Origin of the sequence: Mycobacterium saskatchewanense, assembly GCF_010729105.1 — a bacterium.
GTDB lineage: Bacteria > Actinomycetota > Actinomycetes > Mycobacteriales > Mycobacteriaceae > Mycobacterium > Mycobacterium saskatchewanense.
On the sequence record NZ_AP022573.1, the window covers coordinates 871,330 to 889,334 of the forward strand.

21 protein-coding genes and 2 pseudogenes are annotated in these 18,005 nt (G+C 69.4%); 12 read left to right on the forward strand and 11 right to left on the reverse strand.

The genetic code is table 11. The features are described from left to right. The first annotated feature begins 4 nt into the window (after window positions 1–4). Complete coding sequence (locus tag G6N56_RS03980; RefSeq protein WP_085257210.1) at window positions 5–481, forward strand: nuclear transport factor 2 family protein; 477 nt, start codon at window positions 5–7, stop codon at window positions 479–481. 4 nt (window positions 482–485) lie between these two features. On the opposite strand, the gene G6N56_RS03985 is transcribed toward G6N56_RS03980, so the two are convergent. Beyond that, window positions 486–1,229 (reverse strand): DJ-1/PfpI family protein, encoded by a 744-nt coding sequence (locus G6N56_RS03985; RefSeq protein ID WP_085257211.1) that lies wholly within the window; start codon window positions 1,227–1,229, stop codon window positions 486–488. A 16-nt stretch (window positions 1,230–1,245) separates the two neighbouring features. Further along, entirely contained in the window at window positions 1,246–2,196 is a 951-nt protein-coding gene (locus G6N56_RS03990; RefSeq protein ID WP_085257212.1) for a GlxA family transcriptional regulator, read from the reverse strand. Window positions 2,197–2,305: 109 nt separating this feature from the next. Between G6N56_RS03990 and tpx the strand changes: the two genes are divergently transcribed. Continuing rightward, window positions 2,306–2,800, forward strand: coding sequence for a thiol peroxidase (tpx, locus tag G6N56_RS03995; protein WP_085257213.1), 495 nt, complete (start codon window positions 2,306–2,308; stop codon window positions 2,798–2,800). A gap of 4 nt (window positions 2,801–2,804) precedes the next feature. Here tpx and G6N56_RS04000 read toward each other — a convergent pair whose 3' ends face one another. Together G6N56_RS04000 and G6N56_RS04005 are read right to left on the reverse strand one after the other, a co-directional pair. Next, complete coding sequence (locus G6N56_RS04000; RefSeq protein WP_085257214.1) at window positions 2,805–3,755, reverse strand: NAD(P)H-dependent flavin oxidoreductase; 951 nt, start codon at window positions 3,753–3,755, stop codon at window positions 2,805–2,807. Further along, window positions 3,752–4,111 carry an NYN domain-containing protein gene (locus tag G6N56_RS04005; protein WP_085257385.1) on the reverse strand — a complete coding sequence of 120 codons (360 nt, stop codon included), beginning with the start codon at window positions 4,109–4,111 and terminating at the stop codon, window positions 3,752–3,754. Before G6N56_RS04005 ends, G6N56_RS04000 begins: the two co-directional genes overlap by 4 nt. Window positions 4,112–4,307: 196 nt before the next feature. Here G6N56_RS04005 and G6N56_RS04010 point away from each other — a divergent pair, with 196 nt between their 5' ends. Further along, window positions 4,308–5,492, forward strand: coding sequence for an acyl-CoA dehydrogenase family protein (locus G6N56_RS04010; RefSeq protein WP_085257215.1), 1,185 nt, complete (start codon window positions 4,308–4,310; stop codon window positions 5,490–5,492). Here the strand turns inward: G6N56_RS04010 and G6N56_RS04015 are convergent. Next, window positions 5,487–6,128, reverse strand: a complete 642-nt coding sequence (locus G6N56_RS04015) for a PE family protein (protein ID WP_232069205.1) — start codon at window positions 6,126–6,128, stop codon at window positions 5,487–5,489. The two genes, G6N56_RS04010 and G6N56_RS04015, sit on opposite strands and share 6 nt — an antisense overlap. Window positions 6,129–6,240: 112 nt before the next feature. Continuing rightward, window positions 6,241–6,567 carry a hypothetical protein gene (locus tag G6N56_RS04020; protein WP_085257217.1) on the reverse strand — a complete coding sequence of 109 codons (327 nt, stop codon included), beginning with the start codon at window positions 6,565–6,567 and terminating at the stop codon, window positions 6,241–6,243. A gap of 182 nt (window positions 6,568–6,749) precedes the next feature. Between G6N56_RS04020 and G6N56_RS04025 the strand changes: the two genes are divergently transcribed. Continuing rightward, window positions 6,750–7,655, forward strand: coding sequence for an NAD-dependent epimerase/dehydratase family protein (locus tag G6N56_RS04025; protein WP_085257218.1), 906 nt, complete (start codon window positions 6,750–6,752; stop codon window positions 7,653–7,655). 54 nt (window positions 7,656–7,709) lie between these two features. On the opposite strand, the gene G6N56_RS04030 is transcribed toward G6N56_RS04025, so the two are convergent. Then, window positions 7,710–8,288 carry a TetR/AcrR family transcriptional regulator gene (locus tag G6N56_RS04030; RefSeq protein ID WP_085257386.1) on the reverse strand — a complete coding sequence of 193 codons (579 nt, stop codon included), beginning with the start codon at window positions 8,286–8,288 and terminating at the stop codon, window positions 7,710–7,712. An 83-nt stretch (window positions 8,289–8,371) separates the two neighbouring features. Here G6N56_RS04030 and G6N56_RS04035 point away from each other — a divergent pair, with 83 nt between their 5' ends. Further along, the gene (locus tag G6N56_RS04035) at window positions 8,372–9,184 is read left to right on the forward strand and encodes a class I SAM-dependent methyltransferase (RefSeq protein WP_085257219.1); all 813 of its coding nucleotides are present in this window, start codon (window positions 8,372–8,374) and stop codon (window positions 9,182–9,184) included. A 4-nt stretch (window positions 9,185–9,188) separates the two neighbouring features. Beyond that, window positions 9,189–10,031 (forward strand): lysophospholipid acyltransferase family protein, encoded by an 843-nt coding sequence (locus G6N56_RS04040; protein WP_408632660.1) that lies wholly within the window; start codon window positions 9,189–9,191, stop codon window positions 10,029–10,031. Between the two features lie 386 nt (window positions 10,032–10,417). Here the strand turns inward: G6N56_RS04040 and G6N56_RS04045 are convergent. Continuing rightward, window positions 10,418–10,673: pseudogene (locus G6N56_RS04045) on the reverse strand (hypothetical protein). A 199-nt stretch (window positions 10,674–10,872) separates the two neighbouring features. Between G6N56_RS04045 and G6N56_RS04050 the strand changes: the two are divergent. The 3 genes and pseudogenes from G6N56_RS04050 to G6N56_RS28765 form a co-directional block, all read left to right on the forward strand. Continuing rightward, window positions 10,873–11,469: an SOUL family heme-binding protein gene (locus tag G6N56_RS04050; protein WP_408632686.1), complete on the forward strand. Its 597-nt coding sequence runs from the start codon at window positions 10,873–10,875 to the stop codon at window positions 11,467–11,469. A gap of 2 nt (window positions 11,470–11,471) precedes the next feature. Next, window positions 11,472–11,696, forward strand: a complete 225-nt coding sequence (locus G6N56_RS04055; protein ID WP_085257222.1) for a DUF2905 domain-containing protein — start codon at window positions 11,472–11,474, stop codon at window positions 11,694–11,696. 76 nt (window positions 11,697–11,772) lie between these two features. Further along, window positions 11,773–12,002: pseudogene (locus G6N56_RS28765) on the forward strand (class I SAM-dependent methyltransferase); the annotation flags it as partial. Window positions 12,003–12,014: 12 nt separating this feature from the next. On the opposite strand, the gene G6N56_RS04060 reads toward G6N56_RS28765, so the two are convergent. Continuing rightward, entirely contained in the window at window positions 12,015–13,025 is a 1,011-nt protein-coding gene (locus G6N56_RS04060; protein ID WP_085257223.1) for an NADP-dependent oxidoreductase, read from the reverse strand. Between the two features lie 104 nt (window positions 13,026–13,129). On the opposite strand from G6N56_RS04060, the gene G6N56_RS04065 reads away from it, so the two are divergent. After that, window positions 13,130–13,795 (forward strand): hypothetical protein, encoded by a 666-nt coding sequence (locus G6N56_RS04065; protein ID WP_085257224.1) that lies wholly within the window; start codon window positions 13,130–13,132, stop codon window positions 13,793–13,795. 23 nt (window positions 13,796–13,818) lie between these two features. Continuing rightward, window positions 13,819–14,664 carry a class I SAM-dependent methyltransferase gene (locus G6N56_RS04070; RefSeq protein ID WP_085257225.1) on the forward strand — a complete coding sequence of 282 codons (846 nt, stop codon included), beginning with the start codon at window positions 13,819–13,821 and terminating at the stop codon, window positions 14,662–14,664. Window positions 14,665–14,668: 4 nt separating this feature from the next. Here the strand turns inward: G6N56_RS04070 and G6N56_RS04075 are convergent, their stop codons facing one another. Both G6N56_RS04075 and G6N56_RS04080 read right to left on the reverse strand, forming a co-directional pair. Next, on the reverse strand, window positions 14,669–15,496 hold the full coding sequence (locus G6N56_RS04075; RefSeq protein WP_085257226.1) for a glycoside hydrolase family 16 protein: 828 nt from the start codon (window positions 15,494–15,496) through the stop codon (window positions 14,669–14,671). 196 nt (window positions 15,497–15,692) lie between these two features. Beyond that, window positions 15,693–16,307: a hypothetical protein gene (locus tag G6N56_RS04080; RefSeq protein ID WP_158090742.1), complete on the reverse strand. Its 615-nt coding sequence runs from the start codon at window positions 16,305–16,307 to the stop codon at window positions 15,693–15,695. A gap of 222 nt (window positions 16,308–16,529) precedes the next feature. Here G6N56_RS04080 and G6N56_RS04085 point away from each other — a divergent pair, with 222 nt between their 5' ends. Then, a complete protein-coding gene (locus G6N56_RS04085; RefSeq protein WP_408632687.1) occupies window positions 16,530–18,005 on the forward strand; it encodes an HAD-IC family P-type ATPase in 1,476 nt (491 codons plus the stop codon).

The following is an 18,005-nucleotide window of genomic DNA, read 5'->3' on the forward strand; positions in this document are numbered from 1 at the left end:
CGCCATGGGCAAATTCAGCAGGGCCGAAATCGACGCAGCCGTCCGGAACTACACAACCGTCGTCGAGGGATGCAGCGCGTCGGGGGACTGGCGACCTTTCGCTGACCTCTTCACCGAAGACGTCGTCTACACCGAGCACCACTACGGAGTCTTCCACGGGCGTGAGGCGGTGCGCGACTGGATCGTCGCCGTCATGGCTCCGTTCCCGCACATGCGATTTCCGTCCGACTGGATCGCCTACGACGACGAGAACGACGCCGTCGTCCTGATGATCAAGAACTTGCTCGATCACCCGTCGGACCCGGAGGGTGAGCCGTTCTGGTTCCCGAACTGGACGCGGCTGGTCTACGCCGGCGACGGGTTGTTCTCCAGCGAGGAAGACATCTACAACCCCGACCGCGACGCGCCGCGGGTGGTGGGGGAGTGGCTGCAGGCGGGCGGCCAGCTCGCCTCGACCGAGATCCTGCAGCCGAACGGGTAGCCGCCTACTCTGCGGTGACGGGCTTGCCCCGCCGCTGCCGCCGCGAGCGCACCGCGCCTAGCGCCTGCTCCCAGGCGAGCAGTGTCGTCGCCTTCAGGTTGGCGGGGTTGACGCTGTCGCGCGAAAGCAGCGCGGTAGCAGCGGCTTTGGTGGCCGCCGACGCCTTCGACACGTGACCGGAGTCGAACGGCGGGTGCGGGTCGTATTCGATCACGAGCTGGATCGCCTTCGCGCGGGCCTCGCCGCCGATCTCGCCGGCCAGCCACAGCGCGAGGTCGATGCCGGCCGACACGCCGGCGCTCGTCACGACGTTGGCCTGGCGCACGATGCGCTCGTCACCGACGGGGATGGCGCCGAACGCCCTCAGGGCGGGGACGGTCACCCAGTGCGACGTCGCGCGCCGGTTGGTCAGCAGGCCAGCGGCGGCCAGGATCACCGAACCCGAGCACACGGACGTCGTCCAGGCGGCCCTGCGGCTGGCCCCGCGCAGCCAGTCGAGGAGCGCCCCGTCGCGAGCGTGCACCGGGGTCGAGGGGCCGCCCGGCACGAGAATCACGTCCGGGCCGGGGGTTTCGGCCAGCGTGTGGGTGGCCCCAATGACCAGGACGCCCGAGTCGGCGGTGATCGGTCCCGTCCGGTGCCAGACGAACCGCACCTCCGCGCCGGGCAGGTTGCGCAGCACTTCATAGGGGCCGATCATGTCCAGCGCGGTGAACCCGGGATAGGCCACGAAGGCGATCTGAGTCATTGTCGTCCCCATCTGTCTAGGCGAAGGCTTTGCGGTACTGGTCGGGCGACAGCCCGACTCGGCGGATGAAGTTGCGCCGCATCGTTTCTGCGGTGCCGAAGCCGCACCGTGCGGCGATCGCGACGACGGTGTCGTCGGTCTCTTGCAATTGGCGGCGGGCGGCCTCGGTGCGAATCCGCTCGACGTAGTGACCGGGGGCCTCGCCGACCTCGTGGGTGAACACGCGGGTGAAGTGGCGCGGGCTCATCGCCACCCGGCGGGCCAGCTCACCGATGCTGTGCGGACCGCTCGGCTCCGCCTCGATGGCCTCCTGCACCTGCCGGATGGACGTGCGCTTGGCGCGCGGCATCCACACGGGCGCCGCGAACTGCGTCTGCCCACCGGAGCGGCGCAGGTGCAGGACGAGCCAGCGCGCGACCGTCTGCGCGACCTCGGTGCCGTGGTCGTCCTCGACCAGGGACAGCGAGAGGTCGATTCCCGCGGTGACGCCCGCGGCCGTCCACACCGACTCCGAGCTGCGGACGAAGATCGGGTCGGGATCGACCTGCACGGACGGAAACTCACGGGCCAGCCGGCCGGCGAAGGCCCAGTGTGTGGTCACCCGGCAGCCGTCCAGCAGCCCCGCCTCGGCGGCGAGGAAGGCCCCGGTACAGACGGTGACGACCCGGCGTGCGGTTTCGGAGACCGCCTTGACCCAGGCCAGCAGCTCGGCGTCGCCTCGCGCGCCATCGATACCACCCCCGCCGGGCAGCACGACCGTGTCGATCGGCCCCTCCGGATCCGGCAGCGGCTCACCGACGAAGCTCAAGCCGGTCGCGGTCGACACCGGCCGACCGGCGGCCGAAGCCAACACGACGCGGTAGCCGCCTTCGGTGAGCAGCGCGGCGCCCGAGAACACCTCGTGCGGACCCACCACGTCGAGCGCCTGCACGCCGGGAAACCCGACGATGACCACGTTTCGGACCATGCATTCAGTGTTGGCCAGCCGGCGGCATGTCGTCTACGCCGGGTAGCCCACGATTTAGGACACGGCACCTGGCCCGAGGCGCTCGCGCGGGCCTTGGCAGACTGTGCCCATGGCACAGATAACCTTGCGTGGAAATCCGATCAAGACCGTCGGCGAACTCCCGTCCGTCGGCTCGACGGCCCCCTCCTTCAACCTGACCGGCGGGGACCTCGGTCCGGTCAGCAGCGACCAGTTCAGCGGAAAGCCCGTGGTGCTGAATATCTTTCCGTCGGTGGACACCCCGGTGTGCGCGACGAGCGTGCGCAAGTTCAACGAGCGCGCCGCCGGCGGCGGTGTCTCGGTGGTGTGCGTGTCGAAGGACCTGCCGTTCGCCTTCTCCCGGTTCTGCGGCGCCGAGGGCATCGAGAACGTGAAGACCGCGTCGGCCTTCCGGGACAGCTTCGGCGAGGACTACGGCGTCACCATCGCCGATGGCCCGATGGCGGGCCTGCTCGCCCGGGCGATCGTGGTGATCGGGGCCGACGGCAAGGTCACCTACACGGAGTTGGTGCCCGAGATCGCCCAGGAGCCCGACTACGACGCGGCGCTGGCCGCGGTCGGCTGACGGTTCAGTCGCCGCCGACCGGCGGGAGGCGCTGGGCCGCAGCGGCCAGCGCCTCCCGGCACCCGGCCCACATCGTCGCGACGATGTCGGCGGCGGGCGGGAGGTCGGCGATCCGGCCGGCGACCTGACCGGTGTTCGCGACGCTGGCGTCCAGGTCGCCGTCGAAGTAGAGCCGCCGCACCCGCTGCAGGGCCGCCGCACCTTCGCCGGAAGAGGTTGCCACCTGGAGCTTTTCGGCCGCCGGGGTGCGGATCACGCGCATCACGCGGTTGCCGTCCAGCGGCAGCAGGACGGTGGAGGTCTCGTCGGCGCGCAGCACGGCATCCTTGAGGTTGCCGTGCACGGGGGAGTCCGCCGAGGCGAGCAGCCGCGTGCCCATCTGCACCGCCTCGGCGCCGAGCACCAGCGCCGCCGCCATCGACCGCGCGTCGCAAATCCCGCCCGCGGCCACGATCGGGACGTCGACGTGGGCCGCCACGAGTGGCAGCAGCACCATGGTCGACGCGCCGAGCCGGTTCTTGAACCCGCCGCCCTCGACGCCCTCGACCACCAGCCCGTCCACCCCGGCGTCGACCGCCTTCCTGGCGGCGGCCAGGGTGCCCACCACGTGGAACACGGTGATGCCGGCGTCGTGCAGCCGGGCGGTGAACAGCGCCGGGTCGCCCGCCGACGTGGTCACGAACCGAATACCGTTGTCGGTCAGAAGATCCACGACTGCGGGGTCGCGGTTGAACAGCAGCGCGATGTTCGCGCCCACCGGGCGGTCGGTGAGGTCGCGCACCCGCCGCAGGTCGGCGCGGCCCTGCTCGGAGGTGGTCTCGATGACACCGAGCGCGCCCGCGTTCGACACCGCCGCCGCCAGCCGGGCGCCGGCGATGTAGGTCATCGGCGCCTGAATGATCGGGACGTCGATCCGCGCGAGGGCGCAGACCCGGTTCGGCCCGAGCGCGCTCATCGGTCGCGGGGGTCGACGAGGTTGCGGAAGCCGTCGGCCGAAAAGACGGCGGCACCCAGGCTCCGCACCCGCTCGATCAACGCCCGGTCGGACGTCACCACCCGCACCCCGCCGGGCCGGGCATCGGAGCGCACCAGGCGGACGATCTCGTCGTCGGCGGAGTTCGGCGCCGCCCGCGGCGCGTGCGCGACCTCGACGACCGAGATGGGGATCGGCGCCCGCGGCGGCCGCTCCAGCACCACGGTGACGTCCGCGGCTTCGGCGGCGGCCCACCGGTCGAGCTTCTCCACCAGCGCGGCGACGGCGCCGCCGCGGTCCCGCCACCACCCGTCGGGGCGGCTCCCGATGACATTCATGGCGTCGACGATCCAGCGGTGAAACTCCCCGGGCCTGCCCTTCGCCGCACCGGGGTCGGTCACCCGCTTCTCCTTCGCCGTTCGGATACCAGCGCAAGCGTAGGGGGCGCGAGCGCCTGCGGGTAGTTTGCCCGGCCACCGATTACAGTTTTCTCGTCGCACCCGATGATGGGCCGCCGATGATGGGAAGAAGACAATGACGTCGATAGCCGACACGGGCAGCCGGGTTGTTTCGCTGGCGCGCGGCATGCGCGACCTGGTGCGGGCCGAGGCCGCGGCCTCCGAACGGGAGCGCACGCTTACCGCGAGGATCGTCGACGAGATGTGGTCCTGCGGGCTGATGTCCGCGTTCAACCCCGCGCCCGCCGGCGGTGTCGAACCGTCGTTCGCCGAGATGATCGAAACCTGGATCGAAATGGCTTGGCAGGACGGCTCATTCGGCTGGATCGGCATTGCCAACCTGCCGTCGTCGTTCGCCGCCGCGGCGTACCTGCCCGACGAGGGCTTCGCCGAGGTGTTCGCGGCGCACGACAACCGCGTCACCCTGGGCGGTCAGTTCTTTCCCAATGGGCAGGGCATCGCCGACGATGGCGGCTACCTGCTGAACGGGGCGTGGAACTTCGGCTCCGGCGTGGGCCACTCGCAATACGTCGCGGCCGGGTTCCTTCCGCTGGACGGCGGGGAGATGCGCTGGATCAGCGAGGGTGTCCCGGAGATGCGGGTGGCCGTCGTCCCGCGCGAGCAGATCAGCTTCAACGACGGCTGGCATGTGCAGGGCCTCAAGGGAACCGGTTCGTACGACTACAGCGCGCAGGACGTGTTCGTGCCGGCCTGCCGCACGTTCGAACTGTTCGTCCGGCAGCCACACCGGGGCACCTCGCCGGCGACGCGTATGGGGCTGATGCCGGTGACGGCCGCCGGCCACGCGTCGTGGGCGCTGGGGGTGGCCCAGAGCATGCTCGACGACGTCCAGGAACTGGCGGCGACGAAGTTTCGGATGAGCGACATGGCATCGTTGGCCAGCCGGCCCACTTTCCAGAAGGGGCTGGCCCACCACCGGGCGGCGTGGCGCGCGGCCCGCCTGCTGGTGCTCGACGCGTTCACCTCGGCGGAGGACGCCGTCGGCGCGGGCCAGGAGCTGACCCCGGCACTGCGGGCCGACATGCGGGTCGCGGCCGTCTACGCCACCGACACGGCGCGGGCCTGCGCCGAGTGGGCCCATCTCGTCGCGGGCACGAGCTCCATTCGCGAGGGCACCCGCCTCGAGCGGGCCTTCCGGGACATCTACACCGGGACGCAGCACGCCTTCATCAGCGAGAAGGTCGCCATCGACGCCGCGCAGGTATGGCTGGGCATCGTCGAGGACCAGCCGGGGCTATAGGAGCTGCTCGCCGGGATCCTCGTCGCCGCGGTGGTCCCCGCCGTCCCGGTCATCCGACGACGCGAGGGTCGGCGCGGCGGACGAGGCCGCCGGGCCGGCGGTGGCGCCACCCATCGATGCCACCTGGCCGATCGAGTTCAGCGGGGCGGCCCCGGCGCCCAGCACAGTGGACGCGGCGCTGGCCGCCGCCGGCACCGCCGTCGAGGGGTTGGTCGCCGTGACGCCTTCGACCAGATTCCCGAGCAGTGGCGTGCGGGCGGCCGCCGCGGCGAGGGCCTCCGCGGACGTGGGTCCGGCGGCGAGGTTTGCGCCCGCCCCGAACGCCTGGCTTGCGATTCGGGTGGCGCCCACCGTCAGCGATCCGGCTGCCTCCCCGTCGACCTGTGCGTACATCTGCGCGATCTCCGTCACCACCGCTCCCGCGCGGGCGAGTTCCTGCTGGGCCGCGGCGTTGAATGCCAGCATCGCCTCGGCCTCCGCCGCGAACGCGGTCGCCGCCTGCATCGACACTTCTTCGGCCCCGGCCGGCGCTAACGCGGTCAATGACGGCATCGCCGCGGCGCCGGAACCAAGTGCGCGGGTGGCGATTTCGAGCAACTGGGCACCGATCGCGGCGGCGGCGGGATCAATCGACATCGGTTCCACGTGAGACCGCTCCTATGACGCCAGTGACGCCTAGCCATTCCGGCCGCGTTGGCCAGTACGACGATCTTAAAGCCCCGCGGACCGGCTCAGGCGCACTTTCCGGCTAAGGGCGTGGGTGGTTGGGGACCGTCGCCGGAGCCGGACCCATCATGCCGCCGGGCATCATCGGGTGCACCATCCCTCCGCCCATCATGGGACAGGTACCCATCCGCCCGCCGGCACCCATCGGGCCTGGGCGCCCGTCGCCATAGCCGTCCGACGAGCCGCCCAGGAAGAAGCCGGCGAAGAAGACCACCGCGACGACGAACAGGGTGCCCGCGACGATGCCGACGGCCGCGGCCACCTGGAACAGCCCGCTCGGCCGCTCGTCGTACGGGGGTTGTTCGCTCACGATCGCCGGATCGGCGGCGCGTTCGTCTGGTTGCGTCATGTGTCGAATGATGTCGCACCCGCGCCGCCGGGAGTAGGGACCATCGACCCTAATCGGTCGGTGCCGCGTACGGCGTTGCGGGGCAACGTATGCGGGGACCACATAGGATCAGGCCGGGCAACGGTCGTCGGGTTTGCCGGACCACGCGGACGAACCGCCGGGCGCTGGCCTAACATCAGCGCATGCGCGGCTCCAAGATCCTGATCACCGGCCCGACCGGCCAGATCGCCACTCCCGTAGCAAATTCGCTTGCCCGCGACAACGAGGTATGGGGCATCGCGCGGTTCACCAACCCCGACGCGCGCGACGCTCTCGAGAAGGCCGGGGTGCGGTGCCAGACCGTCAACCTGGCGGCTGGCGAATTCGGAGACCTACCAACTGATTTCGACTACGTCCTGAATCTCGCGGTCGCGAAGAGCGGGCACTGGGACAAGGACCTCGCGGCCAACGCGGAGTCGGTCGGCGCGCTGATGGCGCACTGCCGCGGCGCCAAGGCGTTCCTGCACTGTTCGTCGGCGGCGGTCTACGATCCGCCGGGCGACGAACCCCGCGCCGAGGGTGCCGCCCTGGGGGACAACCACAAGCCCCTGTTCCCCACGTATTCCATCTCGAAGATCGCGGGCGAGGTCGTCGCCCGCTCGACGGCCCGGGTGCTCGGTGTTCCCACCACGATCGCCCGGCTCAACGTCCCGTACGGGAACAACGGGGGATGGCCGTTCTACCACATGGAGATGATGCTGGCCGGCATTCCGATCCCGGTCCCGCCCGGCGGGCCCGCCCGGTACAACCCCATCCACGAGGACGACATCATCGCGACGATCCCGAAGCTGCTCGCCGCGGCGTCGGTCCCGGCGACCACCGTCAACTGGTGTGGCGAGCAGACCGTCAGCATCCAAGAGTGGTGCGGCTACCTCGGCTCACTCGTCGGCAAGGAACCGGTCTTCGAGGAGAGCGCGCAGGCGCTGCGCGGCAACCCGACCGATGCCACCCGGATGCGCGAACTCGTCGGCGAGACGATGGTCGACTGGCGCGACGGTCTTCGGCGCATGGCAGCCAAGTTCCACCCGGAACTCGTCACTGCGGGATGACAACCCGCCAGACATAACGCGGCGCGCGCCCCGTCGGCGTGTCGTCGACGCTGGTTATGTGTCGCGCGGACGGGGCTCGACGATGCGGGCTGCCGCCTCGACGGCGGCCGCGCGGCGCCGGGCGATGACGTCCGGGTCGGTGGTCGCGGCAGCGGGGTCCGGCCAGTGAGCCCAGGCCAACCCGATGGCGAACAGGAACACCAGCAGCTGTTGGGGCTCCCACGCGGGATCGACGTGGCCGTCCGCCTGCGCCTGCTCTACGGCCGCGATGGCCCGCTCGGGCGGGTGTTCGCCGTCGAACTCGGGCTTGTCCAGCGGAAAGCCTTCCAACTTCGCCCAGGTGATCATCCGCAAATGCTCGGGCCGGCTCTGGGCCAGGTCGAAGACCCCGCCGACGAACTCGGGGACGGCGTCCGGGTGTAGCTCGACGGCGCGGAAGAACTCGGCGCCGTCTGTGCTCACCACGTCGCGGAACAACGTCTCCTTGTCGCCGAAATGCGCATACAGCCTTTCCTTGCTGGCGTTCGCCGCCCGGGCGATGCGGTCGATGCGCGCGCCGGCCAGGCCGTACTGCGCGAACTCCGCCCGAGCGGCCGCCAGGATCTCGCCGCGCAGCTCGGTTCGGGTTCTCACGAGGAACATCATAATCAGACGAACTGGTTCGTTTGTTATCGTGGTGGCGACGACGAAGTTCGCGAGAAGAGGGAGGCGCCCCGATGGCTGCCAACGATGTACTGGATCAGGCGATTGCCAACATGCCGAGGGGCGGCCCCGACGCGTCGTGGCTCGATCGGCGATTCGAGACGGATGCGCTGGAGTACCTCGACCGCGACGACGTGCCGGACGAGGTGAAGCAACGGGTCATCGGCATGCTCGATCGCCTGGGCGCCCTGACCAGCCAGCACGAAAAGCACGCGCGCACCGCGCTCGAGGTGGTCGCGGACGTCCCCAACCCGCGGATCCTGGAGCTCGGCGCCGGCCACGGCAAACTGTCGGCGCAGATCCTCGAGCAGCATCCGACGGCGACCGTCACGGTCAGCGACGTGGACCCCACCTCGGTGGCCAACATCGCCGGCGGAGAGCTCGGCGACCACCCGCGGGCCCGCGCGCAGGTGATCGATGCCACGGCGATCGACGCCGCGGACAACAGCTACGACCTGGTCGTGTTCGCGCTGGCCTTTCACCATCTACCGCCGGCCGTCGCCTGCCGCGCCATCGCCGAGGCCACCCGGGTGGGCAAGCGATTCCTGGTCATCGACCTCAGACGGCAGAATCCGTTCGCCACCATGCTGTTTCCCGTGTTGGCGCTGCCGGTCAACCTGATCCTGCTGCCGTGGTCGTGGGTGTGGCCCGGCCTGCACGACGGGTTCATCAGCGCGTTGCGCGCCTACAGCCCGTCGGCGCTGGAAGCCCTTGCGCGCGCCGCCGATCCGGCAATGCGGGTCGAGGTGCTGCCCTCGAAGACGCGGTTCGGCCCGCCCTCGATCACCGTCGTGTTCTCCCGATCGGACGCGGCCGACCGTGGTTGAGAGCATGGACCTGACCGCGATCATGCGGCCGAACGTCCGGGTTCGGACGCTGCGCCGGGCGCTCGACTCGGTGACCGGCTGGCTGCGACCGGTCTCCGGCCTGTCCCGGCCCTATGTCGACGGCGTCGAAAACCTGCCGCGTGACGGCCGATTTCTGTTGGTGGGCAACCACACTCAGTTCGGCTCGGAGATCTTCCTGATCTCCGACGCGGTGCGTCGGGAAATCGGGACCCGGGTGCGCCCCCTGGCGGACCGCGGGTTCGGCCGGATGCGTGGACTTCCCGCCGACCTGCTGGCGGCGTTCGGTGGCGTGGTGGGCGCACCGGAGACGGCCCGCGAACTCATGCGCCACGACCAGACCATCCTCGTGTTTCCCGGCGGCGGCCGAGAAATCCCCAAGTTCAAGGGCGAGGAGTACACCCTGCGCTGGCAGGGCCGCGCCGGGTTCGCGCGGCTCTCGGTGGAGAACGGCTACCCGATCGTGCCGGCGGGTCTCGTCGGCGGCGACGACGTCTACCGCAGCCTGACCACTCGGGACAGCGTCTACGGCCGGTTCAGCGAGGCACTGGGCCGCCGGCTGAACGGCCGCCCCGACATGGCGATGCCGCTGCTGCGGGGGATCGGCCCCACCTGGATTCCGCGGCCACAGCGCATGTACCTGCGGTTCGGCGCGCCCATCGACACGACGACGCCGTTGGGGGTGAGCGGCGAGCGGTGGGTGGACATCGTCAAGGGGCGCACGCAACGGGCGCTGGAGCAGATCCTGGCTGACCTGCAACGGGTGCGCACCACCGACCCGTTTCGGGAACTCAACCCGCTGGCGTGGAGCGGCGCCGTCGTCCCATAAGCGCCTGGCGCGCCCACGTGGCAACACCCCGCGCGTCGACACATAACCCGTTGCGACGACACGCCGACAGGGCTCGCAATGGTTTATGTCTGGCGCGCCGGGGGATTGCCTCCCAGGCCCGCCGGGAACCGGCCCAGCACCCGCACGTGGCAACACCCCGCGCGTCGACACATAACCCGTTGCGACGACACGCCGACAGGGCTCGCAATAGTTTATGTCTGGCGCGCCGGGGGATTGCCTCGCAGGCCCGCCGGGAACCGGCCCAGCGCCCGCACGTGGCAACACCCCGCGCGTCGACACATAACCCCTTGCGACGACACGCCGACAGGGCTCGCAATAGTTTATGTCTGGCGCGCCGGGGGATTGCCCCGCAACGCGGACGGGGCTCAAGACCCCTTGCTGTAGCGGGTGAGGAATCCGACGGCGGCGACGCCGGCCGCGGCGCCGACGACTCCCCACAGCACGAGCTGGAAGACCATCGCCCCCATGAACCAACCGAACGCCATCCCGATGTAGAAGGACCCAGAACAGGCGGAAGGCGCTCCACAGGGCGACCAGGCCGGCGCTGATCCCGATGTACAGGCTGCGCTGACGGTCGACGCGGTTGATCTGCTCTTCGATGCCGGTGGGCACGAGCTTCATTTGCTGATTTCCTTTCGTGTGGCGCCGCCCCGTTGGCGTCGTCGTTGCGGTAAGTACAGCCCGCGCCGGTGGCTACCAATCCCAACGTTGGCGCCGCGACCCGCGGTGCTTGCGGCGCCGGGACGCAGGTGGGTCAATGCAAGGGGACTCCGCGACGTAGGCGCCGGCCGCACCCGAACCGAGGAAGGGAACGATGTCGATGATCAATCCGATGAGGCTCGCCGGGCAGGTCGCCGAGTCGGTGCTGGCGGTGGGCGGCATCCGCGTCGGCCTCGAGGAGCCGAAGTTCAAGCGCCACCCGCTCACGGACACCGTGGAGATTCGCCGCTACGGGGCGCGCATCGCCGCCGAGACGACGGTCGTCGACGACGAGAACGGTGCGCGGAATGTCGGGTTCCGCCGGCTGGCGGGGTACATTTTCGGCGGAAACCACGGCGCCCAGTCGATTTCGATGACGGCGCCCGTCGTTCAGTCCGCGCGCGCCGAGAACGGCTGGACCATCAGGTTTTTCATGCCGGCGAAGTGGACAATGCAAACCCTCCCGATGCCCAACGACGACCAGGTCCGGCTGGTCCCCGTGCCGGCCCAGACGGTGGCCGTCCTCGGATTCAGCGGTGATTGGAGCCCCAAAGGGGTGGCGCGCCGCACCAATGAGCTGTTGAAGACATTGCGGGACAAGGGCATCGAGCCGGTCGGAGGGCCCGAAACCTGGTTCTACGATCCGCCCTGGACGCTGCCGATGCGCCGCCGCAACGAGATCGCGGTCCCCGTCGACCCGGCGTCCACGCCGACCTAGCCATGGATAGGAACATCGGCCCACTCGTTGTCGCGGCGGGGATACTCGTCGTGCTGTTCGGCATACTGCTGTGGGCGGGTGGCCTGTCGTGGTTCGGCCGCCTCCCGGGTGACATCCGGGTCGAGCGCGGCAACGTGCGCATCTACGTTCCCGTGGTCTCCATGCTCCTGGTGTCGGTGGCCGCGACCCTCGTGGGATCGGTCGTGCACTATCTTTTCCGACGGTGACCCGGCAGGCGCGGTCGGCCCGGCACGGATCGGCTTGATGGACGGGAAGGTCAACCAATAGGGGGACGCCGGCCAGCTGACCGGCGTCGCCGAAACGGCGCTGCTGACCCTGCGCGGAAGGGCCCACCAGGCCGCCCGACCCGATCCGATCATCGATGACCCGATGGCCATCAAGCTCGTCGAATCCATAGCGTTCGACTTCGAGAAATTCGGACGCAAAGGTCCCTGCGACCGCTGGCCGTCGACCGGTGCGCCATCAGCTACCTCACCGCGCACTCCAGGGCGACGGGTGGTCGGCTGCTCGAATTCGGTTGAGCCTCAGTCGCTTTTGACCACAAGCTTGCCGACGTTCTTGCCGTCGAACAGCATGTTGATCGCGTCGGGCAGCTGCTCGAATCCCTCGACGACGGTCTCGAGCGGGGTGAGCTTACCCGCGGCGATGAGCCCGCCGATCTCGGTTGCCGCCTGCGACGCCCGCCCCAAGTGATCGAGGACGATGAAGCCCTGTACCGTTGCCCGCTGAATCAGCACGTTCCCGAACGCCCGCGGACCTGGTGGGGGATCGGCCGCGTTGTAGCCGGAGATCAGACCGCAGAGGGCAACGCGCGCACCGATATTGAGCCGCGCGAAGACCGCGTCCATGATGTCGCCGCCCACGTTCTCGAAGTCGACGTCGACGCCATCGCGTGTCGCCGCCGAGAGCTGGGCGGTCCAGTCGTCGGCGCGGTAGTCGACCGCCGCGTCGAAGCCCAGTTGCTCGGTGAGCAGTGCGCACTTCTCAGGACCGCCGGCGATCCCGACGACCCGCGCACCGGCCACCTTGGCCAGCTGCCCGGCGACCGACCCGACCGCACCCGCCGCGGCGGACACCACGACCGTCTGCCCGGGCTGCGGCTTGCCGATGTCGTGGATGCCAACCCACGCGGTCAGCCCCGTAGATCCCAACGCGCCCAGGTAGGTGCTCGGCGACATGCCGTCGGCGACGTCGACCGGCGTCAAGAACGACGCGTCGGTGATGACCGCGTACTCCTGCCAGCCGAGCAAGCCCTGCACCTTCTGGCCGACGGGGTAGCGGGAATTCTTCGAGGCAACGACCTCGCCGAGCGCGGCGGCCCGCATGACCTCGCCGATCGCGACCGGCGGCAGGTAGGTAGGCGTGTCGTTGATCCACATCCGATTCGTCGGGTCGAGCGAGATCCACTCGACCCGCACCAGCGCCTCGCCCTCGCCGAGGTCGGGGACCGTGTCCTCGCTCAATTCGAAGGTGTCCGGGCCGATCCGCCCGGTGGGTCGTTCGCGGAGCAGGAAGCGGCGGTTGCGTACGGCCATCAGCGCACCGTACCAATCGGCGCGAGAAGGCAACCGCGGCGGCGTCGGCGCTCTAGTCTGCACGAAGGCTCGCAAGGGTTTTCTTCGGACGGGGAGGTCAGCTCATGAATGTGGTGTCACGCATTGCCCTGGTATGGATCGCCGTCGCGGCGCTGGTGGCAACGCTGACGGCCGGATCGGCCGCCGCCGATCCGCCGCCCACCCAGGTGATCACGGCGGTGGCCGTCGGACCCGGCGGCCAGCCGATCAACGGCTATCAAGAGGCGCCGCCGCAGGGCAACGTCGCCACCGTCAGCGACTGCACCACGTCGTCCCCCTCGGCGGTCGCCGACAACATCTACTCCTGCTCCCCGAGCGCGGCCGACGCCGCCACGTGCTGGCCCTCGACGCCCGGGTCGCTGCTCTGCGTCGACAACCCCTGGGACATGCGACTCCATCGGGTGAACTACACGGGCCCGCTGCCACCCGTGCAGCACCCCTCCGAGCCGACCCCGTTCGCGCTGACGCTCGACGACGGCACGCGCTGCCTGGCACGCAACGGCGGCGCCTGGGGTGGACGGACCGACGGGTACGTCGGCTTCTACGGGTGCGGCGCCGACGTCACCAGCGTCGCCGTCCTGTGCCTCCCCGACCAGCCACCCGGGACCTGCATCGACAGGTCGGGTCCGGTGTGGTCGGTCAAGGTCGGCCCGCTGGGCGCGCCCGGCAACGACCGCTTTCCACCGCCGCAGACGCGGACGATAACCACCGCCTGGTTCGCCGGCACCTGAACGGCGGTGCTATAACGCACCGTATGTCAGGCCCAGGGCACTCCATCACCCATGTCTCCGACACGGCACGGTGGACGGCACTGCACCGGGCGACCGAATCGGCCCGCCCCGACGCCCTGTTTCGCGACCCGCTCGCCGAACGCCTCGCCGGCGAACACGGCCGGGCGATCGTCGCCGCGGTTCCACGGAGCACCCGCAACGGCTGGTGGCTCGTCGCCCGGACGAAGCTCATCGATGACGCCATCGCCGCCGCGATCGCCGACGGCTGCGACAGGGTGCTGAACCTGGCCGCCGGGCTGGACACCCGCCCCTACCGTCTGGACCTTCCGCCGGACTTCACCTGGGTGGAGGCGGATCTGCCCAAGCTGCTCGCCGAGAAGACGCAGCTCTTAGCCGACCAGGTGCCACGCTGCCGGTTGACCCGGGCGGCCGTCGACCTCGCCGACCCGCAGGCCCGCGACGCCTTCCTCGACGAGGCGCTGACCGGAGCGACCAGAGCGCTGGTGCTGACCGAGGGCCTGCTGATGTACCTGGAAGAACGCGACGTGGCCGCGCTCTCGGGCGCGATCCGAAGGCCGGAGGTCGCCTGGTGGATGCTGGACTTCGCCGGGCCCGGCCTCAAGAAGATGATGAACAAGAAGATGGCCGGCATGCTGCAGAACGCGCCGTTCAAGTTTGCGCCCGAGAACGGGCTGGCCTACTTCGAAAGCCTCGGCTGGCGGACAGTCGAAGTGGAGGCGCTGTACCTGGCCGCCCGGCGATTTCATCGCCTGCCGCTGGCGATGCGCCCGTTGGCCTGGCTGCCCCAACCGGATCCGCGCCACCCGGGCACTCGGCCGTGGAGCGCCACCGCCCTGCTGACGCACTGAGCGATTACCAGACGCGGATGTAATCGACGAGCATCTGCGCCGGGTAGGTTCCCGAGGTCGGGTCGCCACCACCCGATCCCGCGACGGCGAGGTTGAAGACGGGGTACACGGTGTACCCGGGTCCGTTGAACGGCCAGTCCGGCAGCGAACTGGCCGGGACGTCGAAATAGGGCTGGGCCCCGTCGGCGTAGTCCTTCCAGAACCGGATGCCGGCCTCGTCCCACTGGCATCGCCAGGTGTGCCAGGCGCTGTCGAGCGCGATGTTGTGGGTCTTCCACTCGCCGCCGTTCGCCTTGGCGTGGACGGTGGTCGCTGCCGGCCAGTTGCCGTTGCCGTACCACTCCATCGTGTCGATTTCGCCCTCGCCCTCGTTGCCCATCCAGAAGGCGGGCCAGCAGCCAGCGGTCAGGCAGTCCAGCTTGATCCGGGCCTCCCAGGTGTGCCCGACGCCCCCGCGCCACAGGCTTTGCACCTTGCCGCTGTAGTAGGTGGGCCCATCTTTGGCGGCGCGCAGGACCAGGTTCGACTTACCGTCGAGGAAGACGTTCTGGCGGTCGTCCCGGTATTGGCCGATGTGCTCGGGCTGCTCCCAGTAGGTCGGGTCCTTGATCTGTTCGCGCGCCCGCGCGATCGCCCACTTCGAGCCGTCGGGGGCCGAGCCGGCGGGACCGTCGAACTCGTCCTGGAAGACGTACGTCCCGGTCTGGCCGCTGGGAGCGGCGGGCGGTCGCGCGGGACCCGGCATGGCCTGGGCTTTCGTGACGGGCAGCGCGGCCGCCAGCACACCGATCCCTGTCGTCAAGATCATGCGGCGACGATCCATCTCCGGCATAAGCAAGGGACGATAGCAGCCGCCGCCCCGCGCAGCCGAACCCGCAATTCGTGTCAGTGGTCGCCGTTATGGTTTGGACCGCGGCCCGACCGGAACCGACGGTGCCGCGGAAGTCGCCGAGGGATTGCGGGAAAATTCATGGCCAATTCTCATCTTGCGAGGTGGTTTGGTCTCAGGATGCCCCGGGCATTCTTGATTACAGGCCGATAACTACCGCTGGTAGCCTTGGCAGTTGCTCTGAGGGGAGTTGACAATCGTGGCGAATGAATCCGAAGCGACGGTTATTTTCCTCGAATCCCATCCGCGTTGGCTCGCGGCCCAGCGCGCGCGGCGAGAACGCGTCGAGGCCATCGGCCGGCACCCGTCGGTCGTCGCCCGTCGGCGGGCGCACGCCCGGGATCGTGATATCGCCGTCGGAATGCGCGCCATGAGGTCGTACTCCAGCGGCGACACCCCCGCGTAAACGGGTGCCGGCGTGACGTCCGCCCTGCCGGTGGCGGCCTGTCTGCCGATTCCCCTTCAACTGTGCAATAACGGCCTCAACTTCAACTGTGCAATAACAAAACGCCGAACTTGCATCGCTAAGCGAGCTTTGCGGGATGCCGAACACGGCGAATCTATGACGAAATGTAGTAGTTCCCCGCTGCACGGCCACCGTATTCTCGCGGCGAATCCCGCCCCGCCCCGCTACGCGCTCCTGCCCGAATTCGAGCGCCACATCGCGGCCCACAATCTGACCGACGTCAGCATCCTCAGCGCGACCGACACGGGCCAGACCGCTCGGCCCGCTGTTCGCCATCGTTTGAGACATCGGCGGTGCTTCTCGCGCTCAGTGGTCGGCATCCGTCGGCTCTGAACACCCGTTCGGGTAGCGATCAAGGCTTCGTCCGTCGAACTAGGTTCGTCGAAATAAGGGCATTGGGCCCTATGAGCACCGCGGGCGCAGCTGCGAACGTTGGCACCGACGAGCATCGCCGCGAGGCGAGCCCAAGGGGAGGCGGGGTTGACGGAGACCACCGACAAGCTGATCGAATTGCCGCTGCCGCAGCTCTTGAACGAATTGGACAGCTCCGGGGCGGGTTTGACGACCAACGAGGCCACGCACAGGCTCGAGCGCCACGGGCTCAACGAGATCGCCGAACGGCGCCGCAATCCGGTGCTGGAGTTTCTGGGCTTCGTTCCGTTCGATCCGGTGAGTAAACGCACCGAGGCTCTGGTGCGTGGCGTGGAGGGTGAGACCTTCCGTGTCAGCAAGGGCGCGCCACAGGTCATCGCCGCCCTCTGCGACGGTGACGGCGCGTGCGCGGAGGTGGGCGACGTCGTCGAACGGTTCGCCGCCCGCGGGTACCGTTCCCTCGGCGTGGCCAAGACGGACCGTGAGGACACCTGGCGGTTGATGGGCGTGCTGGCCTTGGCAGACCCGCCCCGCGAGGACTCCGCCGCGACCATCGCCGCTGCGAAGAAACTCGGCATCGACGTCAAGATGGTCACCGGCGATCAGGTCCCCATCGGCCGCGAGATCGCCCGGCAGGTCGGCCTGGGCGACCAGATCCTCGACGCCGCCATTCTCGACGGCTCCGCTGACGACGACGAGTTGGGCGCCCGGGTGGAAGCGACCGACGGCTTCGCGCAGGTGTTCCCCGAACACAAGTACCGCATCGTGCGGCTGCTGCAGGCCCGTGGGCACATCGTCGGTATGACTGGCGATGGTGTCAACGACGCCCCCGCCCTCAGGCAGGCCGACGCCGGGATCGCGGTGTCCGGGGCGACCGACGCGGCCCGCGCGGCCGCCGACGTGGTCCTGCTGGCGCCCGGGTTGTCGGTGATCGTGTCGGCGGTCGGGCTGGCCCGCGAAATCTTCGCTCGGCTGACCAGTTACGCCACCTACCGCATCGCCGAAACCATCCGGGTGCTGCTCCTGATCACCCTGGCCGTGGTGTTCATGAACTTCTTCCCGGTCACCGCCGCCATGATCGTGTTTCTGGCACTGCTCAACGACGGCGCGATTCTGACCATCGCCTACGATCACGTGCGCGGCTCACCCAAGCCCGTCAAGTGGGACATGCGCGCCGTGCTGACCATCGCGACCGTGCTGGGCGTCGTCGGCGTCGTCGCGACCTTCACGCTGTTCTTCATCGCCGACAAGGCGTTTGGCCTCAGCCATGGCGTGATCCGCACCATGATCTACCTGAAATTGTCGGTCGCCGGCCAGCTGACCATCTTCCTGACGCGCTCCCGCGGACCCTTCTGGTCGCGGCCCGCACCGGCGCGGCTGCTGCTGGGTGCGGTCGTCACGGCGCAATCCATCGCCACCCTGATCGCCGTGTACGGCGTGGCGATGACCCCGCTCGGGTGGCGCTGGGCCGGCTTCGTGTGGGCCTACGCGGTGGCGTGCTTCCTCTTCAACGACCGGATCAAACTCGCCGCCTACCATTGGCTCGACCACCATCCGCGCCGCGAACGGCAAAATAGGTTGCACGTCGGCAATATTCAGCGACGACTCCAATGA

Excerpts from the sequence above, each read along its gene's own strand:
- G6N56_RS03980 (WP_085257210.1), top strand. The coding sequence starts at position 5 with ATGGGCAAATTCAGCAGGGCCGAAATCGACGCAGCCGTCCGGAACTAC.
- G6N56_RS03985 (WP_085257211.1), bottom strand. The coding sequence starts at position 1,229 with ATGACTCAGATCGCCTTCGTGGCCTATCCCGGGTTCACCGCGCTGGAC.
- G6N56_RS03990 (WP_085257212.1), bottom strand. The coding sequence starts at position 2,196 with ATGGTCCGAAACGTGGTCATCGTCGGGTTTCCCGGCGTGCAGGCGCTC.
- tpx (WP_085257213.1), top strand. The coding sequence starts at position 2,306 with ATGGCACAGATAACCTTGCGTGGAAATCCGATCAAGACCGTCGGCGAA.
- G6N56_RS04000 (WP_085257214.1), bottom strand. The coding sequence starts at position 3,755 with ATGAGCGCGCTCGGGCCGAACCGGGTCTGCGCCCTCGCGCGGATCGAC.
- G6N56_RS04005 (WP_085257385.1), bottom strand. The coding sequence starts at position 4,111 with ATGAATGTCATCGGGAGCCGCCCCGACGGGTGGTGGCGGGACCGCGGC.
- G6N56_RS04010 (WP_085257215.1), top strand. The coding sequence starts at position 4,308 with ATGACGTCGATAGCCGACACGGGCAGCCGGGTTGTTTCGCTGGCGCGC.
- G6N56_RS04015 (WP_232069205.1), bottom strand. The coding sequence starts at position 6,128 with ATGTCGATTGATCCCGCCGCCGCCGCGATCGGTGCCCAGTTGCTCGAA.
- G6N56_RS04020 (WP_085257217.1), bottom strand. The coding sequence starts at position 6,567 with ATGACGCAACCAGACGAACGCGCCGCCGATCCGGCGATCGTGAGCGAA.
- G6N56_RS04025 (WP_085257218.1), top strand. The coding sequence starts at position 6,750 with ATGCGCGGCTCCAAGATCCTGATCACCGGCCCGACCGGCCAGATCGCC.
- G6N56_RS04035 (WP_085257219.1), top strand. The coding sequence starts at position 8,372 with ATGGCTGCCAACGATGTACTGGATCAGGCGATTGCCAACATGCCGAGG.
- G6N56_RS04040 (WP_408632660.1), top strand. The coding sequence starts at position 9,189 with ATGGACCTGACCGCGATCATGCGGCCGAACGTCCGGGTTCGGACGCTG.
- G6N56_RS04050 (WP_408632686.1), top strand. The coding sequence starts at position 10,873 with ATGATCAATCCGATGAGGCTCGCCGGGCAGGTCGCCGAGTCGGTGCTG.
- G6N56_RS04055 (WP_085257222.1), top strand. The coding sequence starts at position 11,472 with ATGGATAGGAACATCGGCCCACTCGTTGTCGCGGCGGGGATACTCGTC.
- G6N56_RS04060 (WP_085257223.1), bottom strand. The coding sequence starts at position 13,025 with ATGGCCGTACGCAACCGCCGCTTCCTGCTCCGCGAACGACCCACCGGG.
- G6N56_RS04065 (WP_085257224.1), top strand. The coding sequence starts at position 13,130 with ATGAATGTGGTGTCACGCATTGCCCTGGTATGGATCGCCGTCGCGGCG.
- G6N56_RS04070 (WP_085257225.1), top strand. The coding sequence starts at position 13,819 with ATGTCAGGCCCAGGGCACTCCATCACCCATGTCTCCGACACGGCACGG.
- G6N56_RS04075 (WP_085257226.1), bottom strand. The coding sequence starts at position 15,496 with ATGCCGGAGATGGATCGTCGCCGCATGATCTTGACGACAGGGATCGGT.
- G6N56_RS04080 (WP_158090742.1), bottom strand. The coding sequence starts at position 16,307 with ATGTCTCAAACGATGGCGAACAGCGGGCCGAGCGGTCTGGCCCGTGTC.